Origin of the sequence: Methylobacterium sp. Leaf93, assembly GCF_001422345.1 — a bacterium.
Classification (GTDB): domain Bacteria; phylum Pseudomonadota; class Alphaproteobacteria; order Rhizobiales; family Beijerinckiaceae; genus Methylobacterium; species Methylobacterium bullatum.
Map to the genome: position 1 here is coordinate 116,643 of NZ_LMMS01000023.1, position 12,962 is coordinate 129,604.

Annotated in this window: 12 protein-coding genes; 5 read left to right on the forward strand and 7 right to left on the reverse strand. The window is 68.7% G+C overall.

All coding sequences use genetic code 11. The features are described 5' to 3' along the window. Positions 1-20: 20 nt before the first annotated feature. Positions 21-716: an ABC transporter ATP-binding protein gene (locus ASF26_RS12305; protein WP_056254854.1), complete on the reverse strand. Its 696-nt coding sequence runs from the start codon at positions 714-716 to the stop codon at positions 21-23. Between the two features lie 150 nt (positions 717-866). Here ASF26_RS12305 and ASF26_RS12310 point away from each other — a divergent pair, with 150 nt between their 5' ends. Together ASF26_RS12310 and thpR are read left to right on the forward strand one after the other, a co-directional pair. Continuing rightward, positions 867-1,484: an arylesterase gene (locus ASF26_RS12310; protein ID WP_056140290.1), complete on the forward strand. Its 618-nt coding sequence runs from the start codon at positions 867-869 to the stop codon at positions 1,482-1,484. A 4-nt stretch (positions 1,485-1,488) separates the two neighbouring features. Then, entirely contained in the window at positions 1,489-2,031 is a 543-nt protein-coding gene (gene thpR / locus ASF26_RS12315; RefSeq protein ID WP_056254151.1) for an RNA 2',3'-cyclic phosphodiesterase, read from the forward strand. A 15-nt stretch (positions 2,032-2,046) separates the two neighbouring features. Here the strand turns inward: thpR and coaA are convergent, their stop codons facing one another. From coaA to dgcN, 5 genes are all read right to left on the reverse strand, one after another. After that, positions 2,047-3,003, reverse strand: coding sequence for a type I pantothenate kinase (gene coaA / locus ASF26_RS12320; protein ID WP_238254143.1), 957 nt, complete (start codon positions 3,001-3,003; stop codon positions 2,047-2,049). A 65-nt stretch (positions 3,004-3,068) separates the two neighbouring features. Beyond that, on the reverse strand, positions 3,069-3,392 hold the full coding sequence (locus ASF26_RS12325) for a phosphoribosyl-ATP diphosphatase (protein ID WP_056254153.1): 324 nt from the start codon (positions 3,390-3,392) through the stop codon (positions 3,069-3,071). 101 nt (positions 3,393-3,493) lie between these two features. Further along, positions 3,494-4,270 carry an imidazole glycerol phosphate synthase subunit HisF gene (hisF, locus tag ASF26_RS12330; RefSeq protein ID WP_026176174.1) on the reverse strand — a complete coding sequence of 259 codons (777 nt, stop codon included), beginning with the start codon at positions 4,268-4,270 and terminating at the stop codon, positions 3,494-3,496. 157 nt (positions 4,271-4,427) lie between these two features. Then, a complete protein-coding gene (gene dgcA / locus ASF26_RS12335; protein ID WP_056254156.1) occupies positions 4,428-5,417 on the reverse strand; it encodes an N-acetyl-D-Glu racemase DgcA in 990 nt (329 codons plus the stop codon). After that, positions 5,414-6,436, reverse strand: coding sequence for an N-acetyltransferase DgcN (gene dgcN / locus ASF26_RS12340; protein WP_056254160.1), 1,023 nt, complete (start codon positions 6,434-6,436; stop codon positions 5,414-5,416). The genes dgcA and dgcN overlap by 4 nt, the downstream gene beginning before the upstream one ends. A gap of 184 nt (positions 6,437-6,620) precedes the next feature. Here dgcN and maiA point away from each other — a divergent pair, with 184 nt between their 5' ends. The 3 genes from maiA (at position 6,621) to ASF26_RS12355 (ending at position 9,097) form a co-directional block, all read left to right on the forward strand. Continuing rightward, positions 6,621-7,265 (forward strand): maleylacetoacetate isomerase, encoded by a 645-nt coding sequence (maiA, locus tag ASF26_RS12345; RefSeq protein WP_056254163.1) that lies wholly within the window; start codon positions 6,621-6,623, stop codon positions 7,263-7,265. A gap of 116 nt (positions 7,266-7,381) precedes the next feature. Continuing rightward, the gene (locus ASF26_RS12350) at positions 7,382-8,713 is read left to right on the forward strand and encodes an NAD(P)/FAD-dependent oxidoreductase (protein WP_056254167.1); all 1,332 of its coding nucleotides are present in this window, start codon (positions 7,382-7,384) and stop codon (positions 8,711-8,713) included. A 60-nt stretch (positions 8,714-8,773) separates the two neighbouring features. Beyond that, positions 8,774-9,097, forward strand: a complete 324-nt coding sequence (locus ASF26_RS12355) for a hypothetical protein (RefSeq protein WP_056254170.1) — start codon at positions 8,774-8,776, stop codon at positions 9,095-9,097. Positions 9,098-9,161: 64 nt separating this feature from the next. Here the strand turns inward: ASF26_RS12355 and ASF26_RS12360 are convergent, their stop codons facing one another. Beyond that, the gene (locus ASF26_RS12360; RefSeq protein ID WP_056254173.1) at positions 9,162-12,821 is read right to left on the reverse strand and encodes a PAS domain S-box protein; all 3,660 of its coding nucleotides are present in this window, start codon (positions 12,819-12,821) and stop codon (positions 9,162-9,164) included. Positions 12,822-12,962 lie beyond the last annotated feature (141 nt).

Here is a 12,962-nt window from a genome sequence, read left to right on the forward strand (position 1 = left end):
AACGCGCGGGTTCAGGCGGATCACGCCGCCACCGCCTCGTCCACAAGCCCCGAGCGCAGGCGCACGGTGCGGTCGCAGAGCTTGGCGAGGCCGGGATCGTGGGTGACCAGAACGAGGGTCGCGCCGCGACCGCGCTTCAGGGCGAAGAGAAGGTCCACGATCTGCCGGCCCGTGGCCTCGTCGAGATTGCCGGTGGGTTCGTCGGCCACCAGGATCGCCGGGTCGGGCGCGATGGCGCGGGCGATGGCCACGCGCTGCTGCTCGCCGCCCGAGAGCTGGGCGGGGTAGTGGTGCAGCCGGTGACCGAGGCCGACCGCTTCCAGTTCCGCCCGCGCCCGCTCGTGCGCACCCGGCTTGTCGGCGAGTTCGAGGGGCAACGCGACGTTCTCCAGGGCCGTCATCGTCGGCACGAGGTGAAAGGCCTGGAACACGATGCCGATGCGCCGGCCGCGAAACCGCGCCAGGGCATCCTCGTCGAGCGCGCCGAGATCGGTGCCCTCCACATGGATCGCTCCCGATTCCGGCCGCTCGAGGCCCGCCATCACCATCAGCAGGGTCGACTTGCCCGAGCCGGAGGGGCCGACGAGGCCGACCGCCTCGCCGCGCGCCACGTCGAGGGAGATGCCACGCAGGACATGGACCCGCGCCGCCCCCCGGCCGAGGCTGAGATCGATCCGCGACAGGGCGATCGCGGGAGCGTCCACCTTGCCGGGCATCACGGCAGGACCGATCTGTGTGAGACCATCGTCATGAACACCATAGGTCGAGGCTGTGCGGGAATGGGTCTGTGTCATACGTCACGCGACGAGGTCGATATGGTTCGTCTCGCCCCACCACGCCAGCATTCCCGCCGGGCGACGCTGGTAATGGCACTCTTTGCCGCATTGGGTACGGGAATCGGCCATGCCGCCGCACGCCCCCTCAACCTCGTGGCCTTCGGCGACAGCCTGACCGCCGGGTACCGCCTGCCCTCGGCCGCGGCCTTCCCCTCCGTGCTGGAACGCGAACTGAAGGCCAGGGGCCGCGCCGTGTCGATCGCCAATGCGGGCGTTTCCGGCGACACCAGCACCGGCGGGCTCGACCGGCTCGACTGGTCGGTCCCCGACGGGACCGACGGGGTCATCCTCGAACTCGGCGCCAACGACATGCTGCGCGGCACCGACCCCGCCGTGACGAGAAAGGCCCTCGACACCATCGTCTCCCGGCTCAAGGCCCGTAACATCCCGGTCCTGCTCGCCGGCATGAAGGCCTCGACCAATCTCGGGCCGGACTACGTCGCGCGGTTCGACGCGATCTATCCCGATCTCGCCCGGCAACACGGCCTCGTCCTCTACCCATTTTTCCTTGAGGGCATCCTCAACGACCGGCGCTTCAACCTGGAGGACGGGCTCCACCCCAACGTGAAGGGCGTCGAGACCATCGTCGCCGGCATCCTGCCCACGGTGGAGACCTTCCTCGACCGGCTCGGCACGGCGCAGAAATAGACCGATGCCGCGCCTGTTCACCGCCCTGGAAATTCCCGACGACGTCGCCGAAGCGCTGTCGCGCTATCAATGCGGCCTGCGCGGCGCGCGCTGGATCGAGCGCGGCGACCTCCACATCACCCTGCGCTTCCTCGGCGATGTGGAGGACGAAGTGGCCGAGGCGTTCCATGCCGGCCTCGTCGAAGCGCGCCCGCGCCCGCCTCTCGACGTGACGCTGTCCGGCCTCCACGCGTTCGGCGGAGACAGGCCTCGCGCGATCATCGCAGGCGTGACTGCCGGCCCCGACTTGCTCGACCTGCAGGAGGAGCACGAGCGCATCGCCCGCGCCGCCGGTGCCGAGCCGGAGCGACGCAAGTTCACGCCCCACGTGACCCTCGCCCGTCTCGCCAAGCGCGACACCCAGGCACCGGACGTGGCGGAGTATTTCGCCGAGAGAGGCCTGTTTCCGGCTTTGCAGTTCACCGCGACGCGGGTGGCCCTATTCTCGGCGCGGGAATCGCGGGGCGGCGGGCCGTATGTGGTGGAGGCGGCGTATCCTCTGGGCTGAGGGATACGCTCCGGCTCACAACCGCCGCAGCGCCACGCTCTCGATTCGATGGCTCGCGCCCTTGGCCAGGATCAGGCTCGCGCGCTGGCGCGTCGGCAGGATGTTGTCGCGCAGGTTCGGCAGGTTGATCGTGGTCCAGAGGTTGTCGGCGATCTCGAGGGCCTCGGCCTCCGTCACCTCGGCGTATTTCCGGAAATACGAGAGCGGATCACGGAAGGCGGTCTGGCGAAGGCGCAGGAAGCGGTTGACGTACCAGCGGTGCAGGTCGTCCTCGTGCCCGTCGAGATAGATAGAGAAATCGAAGAAGTCGGAGACGAAGGGGATCGCGGTGCCGTCGCGCGGCAGGCGCGCCGGCTGGAGGACGTTGAGGCCCTCGACGATGAGGATGTCGGGGGATTCCACCACCCGCTCCTCGCCCGCCACCACGTCGTAGACGAGGTGGGAATAGAGCGGCGCCGCCACACTCTTCTTGCCGGCCTTGATGTCGGTGAGGAAGCGCAGGAGGGCGGCGGTGTCGTAGCTCTCGGGAAAGCCCTTGCGCTCCATCGCGCCCATGCGCTTCAGCTCGGCATTGGGCAGCAAGAACCCGTCGGTGGTGATGAGGTCGACCTTCGGCGTATTAGGCCAGCGGGCGAGCAGTGCCTTGAGGACGCGGGCGGTGGTGGATTTGCCCACCGCCACCGAGCCGGCGACCCCGATGATGTAGGGGACCTTGGCCTCGCGTTCGGCCAGCAGGAAGCGCTGGGTCGCCTTGAACAACCCCTGCGTCGCCGCGACGTAGAGGGAGAGCAGCCGCGACAACGGGAGATAGATCGCCACCACCTCCTCGATGGAGATGGGATCGTTGAGCGATTGCAGGCGGCTGACATCGTCCCCCGTCAGCGTCAGCGGGGTGTCGGCGCGCAGCTGAGCCCATTCCTCGCGGGAAAACAGGCGATAGGGCGATAGGCGCTCGGGGCCGATCCCCGTCACCGGGTCCTGGCCGAGGGCGGGATCGCGCTCGGATACGATGGCGATGGGCCGTGACGGCTCGACGGTCACGTGTGCCTCCGGGCCGCTTTCTCGGCGATGCCGCTCTGGGCGGTGCGGCGCTCGAGTTCCGCCATCACCTCCGGCAGGGCGACGCCGCCGGCGCGCAGCAGCACGAGGAGGTGGTAGAGCACGTCCGCCGCCTCGCTCACGAGCCCGTCACGATCGCCCTGCACGGCGGCGATGGCGGCCTCGACCGCTTCCTCGCCGAGCTTCTTGGCGGGCTTGGCCGGCCCGCCGGCCAGGAGCTTGGCCGTGTAGGACTGGTCCGGCGGCGCGGCGGCGCGGTCGGCGATGAGGGCGTCCAGGTCGCTCAGGGTGAAATCGGTCATGCGATCCTAGCTCTCGGCAGGCCGGACGATGCACGCTACGGCGGGGAGCCTGCGGCACGGGAAGGGATTGGGCAAGGGTCGGACCTCGGCGCCGCGACCCGTCACGGGTCGAGCCGCATGTGCAAGCCGGCCTTCGCCATATGCGCCTTGGCCTCGGCGACGGTGTGCTGGCCGAAATGGAAGATCGAGGCGGCCAGCACCGCGCTGGCGCCACCGTCGCGCACGCCTGCCACGAGGTCGTCGAGGCCACCGACGCCGCCCGAGGCGATGACCGGCACCGAGACCGCGTCCGAGATCGCCCGTGTCAGGGCGATGTCGTAGCCCGAGCGCATCCCGTCCCGGTCCATGGAGGTGACGAGGAGTTCACCGGCACCGCGCGCCGCCACGGTCCGGGCGAAGTCGATGGCGTCGAGCCCGGTGGGCTTGCGCCCGCCATGGGTGAAGATCTGCCAGGCATCCGGCTCGCCCGGGGCGGAGGTCCGCTTGGCGTCGATGGCGACGACGATGCACTGGCTGCCGAACTTGAGGGCGCCGCGCTCCACGAAGGAGGGGTCGTTCACCGCCGCCGTGTTGATCGAGACCTTGTCGGCCCCGGCGAGGAGCAGGGTGCGGATATCCTCCACCGTGCGCACGCCGCCCCCGACCGTGAGCGGCATGAAGCAGGCCTCGGCCGTGCGGCTCACCACGTCGAGCAGGGTGCCGCGGGCCTCGTGACTCGCGGTGATGTCGAGAAAGCAGAGTTCGTCGGCGCCGGCCGCGTCATAGGCCTTGGCCGCCTCCACCGGATCGCCGGCATCGCGCAGTTCCAGGAACTGGACGCCCTTGACGACGCGCCCGTCCTTCACGTCGAGGCAGGGAATGATTCGGGTCTTCAACATGGTGGACCTGTCACGCTTGCGGCCGATCCGGGTCGCACGCATCGGGCCATGCCCGTCCCTGCACCATTCCGTCAACTCGGCGACGGGGATCGGCACCATTTTGCAGGGTCGTTCGCCGAGATTTGAAACCCGAACCGGGCGTCGAGAACTCTCGGCCCTATCCCCACAGATCCGGCGTCGGCGGATGGATCAGGCTGCCGTCGAAGCGCAGGGCCGGCTCGCGGTCCCGCGCCAGCAGCAGGGGCCCGTCGAGATCGACATAATCGGCGTGGTGGGCGAGCAGCATGGCGGGCGCCATGGCCAGCGACGTGCCGACCATGCAGCCGATCATCAGCGAGAGCCCCCGCGCCTTTGCCTCGTGCGCCAGCATCACCGCCTCGGTGAGGCCGCCGGCCTTGTCGAGCTTGATGTTGATGGCGTCGTAGCGGTCGGAGAGCGCGTCGAGGCCGGCGCGGTCGTGCAGGCTCTCGTCGGCGCAGATCGGGATCGGCCGGGCGATACGGGCGAGCAACGCGTCCTCGCCGGCGGGGAGCGGCTGCTCGATGAGGCCGACCCCCGCGGCGAGGCAGGCGGCCAGGTTCGCCTCGATGGTCTCTCCGCGCCACGCCTCGTTGGCATCGACGATCAGGCGCGATTCCGGCGCGCCGCGACGCACGGCGGCGATGCGCTCGGGATCGCCTTCTCCGCCGAGCTTGACCTTGAGCAGGGGCCGGTGCGCCGCGCCGCGTGCGGCCTCCTCCATGCTCTCCGGCGTGCCGAGGCTCAGCGTATAGGCGGTGGTGGCGACCTGCGGCGGGCTCAGGCCCGCGATTTCCCAGGCCGGGCGGCCGCGCTGCTTGGCCTCCAGATCGAGCAGGGCGCAATCGACGGCGTTGCGCGCCGCTCCCGCCTTCATCAGCGTGAGCAGATCGGTGCGCGTGGCCCCCGCCGCGATCGCGTCTGCCTGTTCGGAAATCAAGGCGCAGACGCCCTCGGGGGATTCGCCGTAGCGCGGGTAGGGCACGCATTCGCCCCGGCCCAGATGGCCGTCGGCATCGTCCGTGATGGTGGCGAGCACCACCACCGCTTCCGTGCGGCTGCCCCGCGCGATGGTGAAGGCTCCGGCGATGGGGAAGCGCTCCACCGCGACCGTGAGGCGGCGGGTCATGCCGCGCTCCCGGCGGGGAACTCCGCCAGCAGACGGTCGATGATCCCGTCGACGCCGAACCGGACCGGATCGGTGGCGGGCAACCCGTGCTCCTTGGTCAGATCCTGGAGCAGGGTACGGGCCTCGTCCTCCCCGAGTTTCTGCGTGTTCACGGCGATCCCCACCGGGCAGATGCCGGGATTGGTGAGGCTGCCGAGCTGGATCGTGAGGTCGATCACCTGCTGGATCGACGGCAGCGGATGCGCCACGCCGCGCATGGCTTTGCGGCTCGGCTCGTGACAGACGACGAAGGCATCGGCCTGGGCACCGTGGAGCAGGCCGAGGCTGACGCCGGCGAAGGACGGGTGGTAGAGCGAGCCCTGTCCCTCGATCAGGTCCCAATGGTCCGGATCCGCCGCGGGGGCGATCCATTCCACGGCGCCGGAGATGAAGTCCGCCACCACCGCATCGATGGCGACGCCTCGCCCGGAGATGAACACGCCGGTCTGGCCGGTGGCCCGGAAATCCGCATCGAGGCCGCGCTCGCGCATGCCGCGCTCCAGGGCGAGGACGGTGTATTTCTTCCCCACGGAGCAATCGGTGCCGACGCTCAGCAAGCGACGTCCCGGCCGCCTGATGCCCTTGCCGGTGTCGAAGGTCTCGGTGGTGTGGCGCACGTCGTGCAACTGGCGCCCGTTCTTCTCGGCCGCCTCGGCGATCTCCGGCAGCGAACCGAGGCGCACGTGAAGGCCGCTGGCGATGTCGAGCCCCGCATTCAGGGCGGCCACGACCTCCGACACCCAATGCGTCGGGAGCACGCCGCCGGCATTGGCGACGCCGATGACCATGGTCCGGCAGCCCTTGGCCACGGCCTCGTCCAGGGTGAGGTCCGGGATGCCGAGATCGGCGGCGCAGCCGGGCAGGCGCAACTGGCCGACGCACCAGTTCGGCCGCCAGTCGGCGATACCGTAGGCGGTCTTGGCCGCCAACGTATCGGGCACGTCGCCGAGGAACATCAGGTAGGGCGTTTCGATCTGCATCTCGCATTCACCCGTCGGACTGAGATGGTGGCCGGTTCGCTCCGTCTATGCGCGAAGGCGGCCTCGCTGCCAAATGCACGATCATGGCCAGGACGTCCGGGTCCCTCTGACGGAATCGGCACTTGCGGACGGCTTCGTTGTCGGGTGTGGTCCGCGGCGAACAAAGGCTGAAGGGGAGACGGCCATGAAGATATACGGCAACTGGCGCTCGGCCGCCGCTTTCCGGGTGCGCATCGCCCTCAACCTCAAGGGCCTCGCCTGCGAGGAGACCTTCATCGATCTCGATGCCGGCGACCAGTTCAAGCCCGAGTATCTCGCCATTAACCCGCAGGGCGCCGTGCCGGCCTTCTTCGACGGCGAAGGCCCTCCCCTCACCCAATCGCTGGCGATCCTCGACTATCTCGAGGACATCCATCCCGAGCCGGCCCTGCTTCCGAGCGATCCGAAAGCCCGGGCGCGCGCCCGGTCCCTGGCGCAGGTGGTCGCCTGCGATACTCATCCGCTCTATGTTCCGAGGGTGCGCAACTACCTGATGTCGGCCTACGACATCCCGAAGGACGGCATGATGGGGTTCGTGCGGCATTGGTTCGAGACCGGGCTCAAGACCCTGGAGACCCGCCTCGCCCACGAGCCCGGCACCGGCCGCTATGCTCAGGGAGACGCGATCAGCCATGCCGACCTCTGCCTCGTGAGCCTCTGGGTCGGCACCGGCATCTTCGGCGTCGAGACCGCGCCCTATCCCACCGTGAGGCGGATCGCCGAGGATTGCCTGGGGCAGGAGGCGTTCGCCAGGGCGCATCCCCTGCGCCAGCCCGGCGCGCCCGCGTGAGAATATCGGCCGGGCCGCGTAGCTGAGGCTGCCGTTCAAAAAAGATTTTGCCTATAAGACCCGAGCGGAGAAAAAGGCGGGCCGCCTGCCGCTCAAGTTCAAGGGACGAGGGACGCATGGTACCGGGCGAAACCGTGGATAACCTCCACCGCATCGTGGTCGTCGGTGGAGGCGCGGCTGGGCTTCAGCTCGCCACCAAGCTCGGCGACACGCTGGGCCGGAAGGGCAAGGCACACGTCACCCTCGTGGACAGGGCGCGGACCCATATCTGGAAGCCGCTGCTGCACGAGGTCGCCGCGGGCAGCCTCGATGTCGGCCACCACGCCGTGGACTATCTCCACCACGCGCATCAGCATCATTTCCGCTATCGCATCGGCTCGATGACGGGGCTCGACCGGTCCGCGCGCACGATCCAGCTCGCCGCGAGCCACGATGCCGAGGGCCGCGAGGTCACGCCCGTCCGCTCGATCCCCTACGACACGCTGGTCCTGGCGGTGGGCTCGACCACCAACGATTTCGGCACGCCGGGGGTGAAGGAGAACGCCATCGCCCTGGACACGCCGGACCAGGCGGTACGGTTCCATCAGCGCCTCGTCAACGGCATGCTGCGCGCACACACCCAGGTCGGGCCGGTGCGCCCCGGCCAGCTCCACGTGACGGTGATCGGTGCCGGCGCCACCGGCACCGAACTCGCGGCGGAGCTTCATCGCACGACCCGTGACGTGGCCTCCACCGGCCTCGACAAGATCGACCCCGCCAAGGACCTGAAGATCACCCTCGTCGAGGCGGCGAGCCGGATCCTGCCGGCCGTCCCCGAGCGTCTCTCTGCGGAGGTGATGGCGCTGCTGAACAAGATCGGCGTCGAGGTCCGCACTCAGGCACGGGTGACGGAAGTCCGAGCCGACGGCGTCCAGCTCGCCGATGGCGGGTTCATTCCCTCCGAACTCGTGGTCTGGGCGGCCGGCGTAAAGGCGCCGCCGTTCCTGCAGGAGATCGGCGGCCTCGAGACCACGCGCAACAACCAGCTCGTGGTCACGCCGACGCTCCAGACCACGCGCGATCCCGACATCTTCGCCATGGGCGACTGCGCCTATCTCGTGGAGCAGGGCTCGGACACTCCGATCCCGCCGCGTGCGCAGGCGGCGCACCAGCAGGCGAGCCATCTCATCAAGCAGATCCCGGTCAAGATGGCCGGGGAGCCCCTGAAGCCGTTCAAGTACCGGGATTTCGGCTCGCTGGTGTCCCTCGGGGAATATTCCACGGTGGGCAACCTGATGGGCTTCATCCAGGGGAAGAACATGTTCATCGCCGGGCTGTTCGCGCGGATGATGTACTGGTCGCTCTACAAGATGCACGAGCGCGCCCTGCACGGCACGATCAAGACCGCTCTCGACGCCACGGCCCGCGCCCTGACGCGGCGCACGGAGCCGCGGGTCAAACTCCATTAAACGACCGGATTAGCTGGGGGCCGTGCCGCGCCCCCGGCAGGAACGTGACGAGACACGATCATGATCGACATCATCCAGGGCCTGCAGCAGCGCAATCCGACGCTCGGCCCCTACGTCCTCGTGCTGCGCTCGGATTCCCGCGCACGAGATCCCTCCGACACGGCACGTCTCTGCGCCGAGGCGGAGGCCTGGATCGCCGAGAAGACCCCCGGCGCGCGTCTCTCCCAGGAGACCGTCCTGATCGCTCCTTATCCGGGTGGAATGCCCACCGAGCGCAACGTCTCGGTCATGGCTTTCAAGGATGCCATGCAGCTCGCCGCCTTCGCCACGGCCTGGACGGCGGAACCCGAGCCGGACGACGAGCCGACCCCCGAGACCGAGTGATACCGAACCTCCCCGACCTGTGGGTCAGGGTCAGGGAGACCCGGTATGGACTCTTGCCGAACGGTCAGGCGGCTTGCAGCATCCTGATCGTTCCAAGGGTACCGTCCCGGACGACGATGAGGCGCTGGACCAGCGGCGCGAGGTCGTCCCCGTTGCGGCATGCGGTTTCGATCTCGCGGCAGAGATCCGATAGACCGACGAAGCCGAGCAGCCCGGCGGCCGACACCATGACGTGCGCGTCGTAGGCCAGATCCGCCGGCTCCATGCCCGACAGATCCACGGCCTCGGGCGACGACCCGAACCGGTCGATGAGTTCGTCGGCGAGCATCGACAGCAGGACCGTCGCCCGCTCCGGCCCCACCATGTCCCTCAGCGACTCGTAGACCTCGCGGTCGAGAATGGTCGGTGAGGCCGGCGCGTCGCCGGTAGCCACGGGGCCGCTCCAACGGGCGATGGCCGCGTAGAGCGCATCGCGCTTGAACGGCTTGCCGACATGGTCGTCCATGCCCGCGGCCGTCAGCGAAGCGATCTTCTCGGGCAGGACGTTGGCGGTCATGGCGATGATCGGCACCGCGCAGGCGGGGGTAGGCAGGGCGCGGATCAGGCGCGTGGCGGCGAGCCCATCCATGCCGGGCATCTGGACGTCCATGAGGACGAGATCGAAAGCGAGCGGTCCGCCCGCATGGGCCTGGATCGCGGCCACCGCCTCCGCACCGTTGCCCACCACGTCGACACTGTGGCCGGCGAGTTCGAGGACCGCCCGAGCCAGGGTCTGGTTCACCGGCACGTCCTCGGCGACGAGGATCCGCACCGGCCTCGGCACCATGGCCTCCCTCGCCACCACTCTCTCCGCACCGGCCTCTGCGGGGCCGCTCGCCGCGTCCGCGCGTGGCAGGGCGAGGGTGAACCAGAAAGTCGATCCTTCGCCGGGACGGCTCGTGACCCCGATCTCCCCATCCATCATCGAGACGAGGCGGCGGCAGATGGCGAGGCCGAGTCCGGTGCCGCCGAAGCGACGGCTGATGGAGGAATCGACCTGGCTGAAGCGCTGGAACAGATGGACCTGCTCCTCCTCCGAGATGCCGATCCCGGTATCCACCACCTCGAAGCGCAGGATGGGGCCGCCCGCCTCCTCGCCGCATTGGCTCACATTGAGGGTGACGGAACCGGCAGGAGTGAACTTCACCGCATTGTTGAGGAGATTGAGCAGGACCTGCCGGAGCCGGTTCGCATCCCCCAGTGCCCAGGGCGGCAGCGCGGGGTCGAGATGCGAGAGGATGGTCACGGGGCTCTTGAGCGCACTGCCACGCACGATCTCCACCGTGTTCTCGATGAGGTCGCGCAACGGGAACGGCAGCAATTCCAGGGTGAACTGCCCCGCTTCGATCTTCGAGAAGTCGAGAACGTCGTTGACGATGGTGAGGAGCGCGGCGCCCGCCCCACGGACCAATTCGAGACGGTGCCTGTCGTCCGGCGTCCGGCTCGTCGCCTCCAGCAGGAGGTCGGCATAGCCGAGGATACTGTTGAGCGGTGTCCGGATCTCGTGGCTCATGGCGGCGAGGAATTCGCTCTTCGCAGCGCTGGCCCGCTCGGCCGTGGCCGTCGCCGCCTGTAGCGCCGCCCACACCGTCTTGCGCTCAGTGATGTCGAAATGCAGGCCAACCATCCGATAAGGCGCGCCGGCCGCGTCGTAGAGCACGCGACCGCAGGTCGAGATCCAGCGCTCCTCCGCGTCCAGGACAATGCGGTACTCGGCGACGTAGTTGGTCCGGTTTCGGATCGCGCGGGCCGCTTCCTCTCGGACCGCCTGCCTGTCATCGGGATGGACCAGCGGGATCCAGTCCTTGACGGGCATGGCCCGAGCGCCCTCGCCGGGGAGGCCGAACAGACCGACGGCTTTCGGGCTGAGGGTGATGGTATCCGTCCAGAGGTCGAGATACCAGGTGCCCGCATCGGCCGCTTCCTGGGCGATGCGCAGCAGGTCGGTGGTCTCCTCCAACCGCTGGCGTGCGGTGATGATGTCGTCGATGTCGAGGGCGGTGCCGAGCCATTCGGCGGCATCGGGCGCCCGGTCGTCATGGGTCGGGATCGGGATCATTACGATCTTGTGCCAGCGGTAGACGCCGTCATGGCGGCGCAGGCGTCCCTCCACCGTGAAGGTCCGCCCCCAGGCATGGGCGTTCCGCCAGGCGACCGCCATGCGTTCGGCATCGTCGGGATGGTTGCGCGCCGTGCGCTCGGTCCGCTCGGGACCGATATCGCCGTAGAAAGCGGTGAAGGCGCGATTCACGTAGGTCGCCGTCCCGTCCGGCGGCCGGGTCGTCCAGATCAGCGCAGGCAGCGCCTCCGCAAGGGTGCGGTAGCGATCCTCGCTGCGCTGGAGCTCGAGCTCCGCCGCGCGGCGCTCGGTGATGTCGCGGGTGATCTCGGCATAGCCGACCACGGCCCCCTCGTCGTCGCGGATGGCATCGATGGCGACGCTGGCGAAGAATTGCGAGCCGTCCCGGCGAACCCGCCAGCACTCGAACTTGAGCCGCCCCTCATAGGCGGCCGTGGCGAGCGCGATGCGCGGTGCCCCGGCTTCGAGCCCCTCTGTCGTATAGAAGCGCGAGACGTGGCGACCGATGGCATCCTTCGCGGAATAGCCGGTGATCCGCTCGGCCCCGCTGTTCCAGTTGGCGACATGCCCGGTCCGGTCGAGGGTGACGAAGGCGCAATCGCTCACCGCGTCCACGAGACGGCGGAATTGGCTCGTCCGCTCCCGCAGGGCGGCGTCGGAATTGCGGGCGTCCGTCACGTCGATGGCGGTGCCGACCAGACCCACGGCCAGACCCGTCACATCGCGTTCGCAGATGCCGCGAACCACCATCGTCCGGATTTCCCCCGTCGGACGAACCATCCGCGCTTCGAAGGCGAAAGCGCCTTTCCGCTCCAGCGCATCGGAGATGCTGGACCGAACCAGCTCCCGGTCGTCGGGATGATGCAGATCGATGGCCCCGTCGAATGTCGGCGCGGAGGTCGCGGGATCGAGCCCGGCAATCACGTAGATGCCGGTGGACCAGAAGGTCTGGCCATCGGCGAGACGAACGCGCCAATGGCCGATCCCGGCGACCTCCTCCGCCATAGCGAGCAGGTGATGCGCGCTGGAGAGCGCGTCTTGGCGCTGCTGCAACTCCTGCTGCTGGTCGGCGATCGTCGCCTGATGGGCCGTGCGTTCCTCAGCCTCCCGGACCAGCCTCACATGGGCGTCCGCGAGGCGCAGATGGGCGGTGACGGTGGCCGCGAGGTCGCGCAGAGCTGCTTCATCCTCCGCACTGAACGGGCGCGGCGTGCTGTGCATGAGACAGAACGAGCCGACGCGGAAACCCGATTCGAGGCACAGGGGTACGCCGGCGTAGAAGACGATGGGATCGGGGCCGGTCACCAAGGGGTTCCCGGCGAAGCGCGGATCGAGGCGCGCATCCGGCACCACGAGCATGTCGCCACCGGCGATGGTGTGATGGCAGAACGATTCGAGGCGCGGCATCTCCTTGCCGGCGAGATCACAGTCCGACTTGATCCACTGCCGGTCCGAATCGATGAGGGCTAGATAGGCCTTCTCGACCCCGAAGAGGCGTCTGGCCGTGCGCGACACGGCCTCGAAATGCTCTTCGGGGGGCGTATCGAGGATACCCAGGCCGTGAAGCGCGGCGACGCGCTCGGCTTCATGCGACGGCGTGATCAAGGATCGGGCCTCGTTGAGCTGCGGTGGCAGCCTTGCGGAGCATCACATGTGCGGGTCGCAAGGATAACGTTCTATGTCTCGCATGAGAATTTTGCCCTCAGCCGCCTCATTCTTTACGGCGCACAGCAACATTCCTTCGTC

Coding starts and splice junctions, on each gene's coding strand:
- ASF26_RS12350 (WP_056254167.1), top strand. CDS start 7,382: ATGGTACCGGGCGAAACCGTGGATAACCTCCACCGCATCGTGGTCGTC.
- dgcA (WP_056254156.1), bottom strand. CDS start 5,417: ATGACCCGCCGCCTCACGGTCGCGGTGGAGCGCTTCCCCATCGCCGGA.
- ASF26_RS12325 (WP_056254153.1), bottom strand. CDS start 3,392: ATGACCGATTTCACCCTGAGCGACCTGGACGCCCTCATCGCCGACCGC.
- thpR (WP_056254151.1), top strand. CDS start 1,489: ATGCCGCGCCTGTTCACCGCCCTGGAAATTCCCGACGACGTCGCCGAA.
- dgcN (WP_056254160.1), bottom strand. CDS start 6,436: ATGCAGATCGAAACGCCCTACCTGATGTTCCTCGGCGACGTGCCCGAT.
- hisF (WP_026176174.1), bottom strand. CDS start 4,270: ATGTTGAAGACCCGAATCATTCCCTGCCTCGACGTGAAGGACGGGCGC.
- ASF26_RS12355 (WP_056254170.1), top strand. CDS start 8,774: ATGATCGACATCATCCAGGGCCTGCAGCAGCGCAATCCGACGCTCGGC.
- maiA (WP_056254163.1), top strand. CDS start 6,621: ATGAAGATATACGGCAACTGGCGCTCGGCCGCCGCTTTCCGGGTGCGC.
- ASF26_RS12305 (WP_056254854.1), bottom strand. CDS start 716: ATGCCCGGCAAGGTGGACGCTCCCGCGATCGCCCTGTCGCGGATCGAT.
- ASF26_RS12310 (WP_056140290.1), top strand. CDS start 867: ATGGCACTCTTTGCCGCATTGGGTACGGGAATCGGCCATGCCGCCGCA.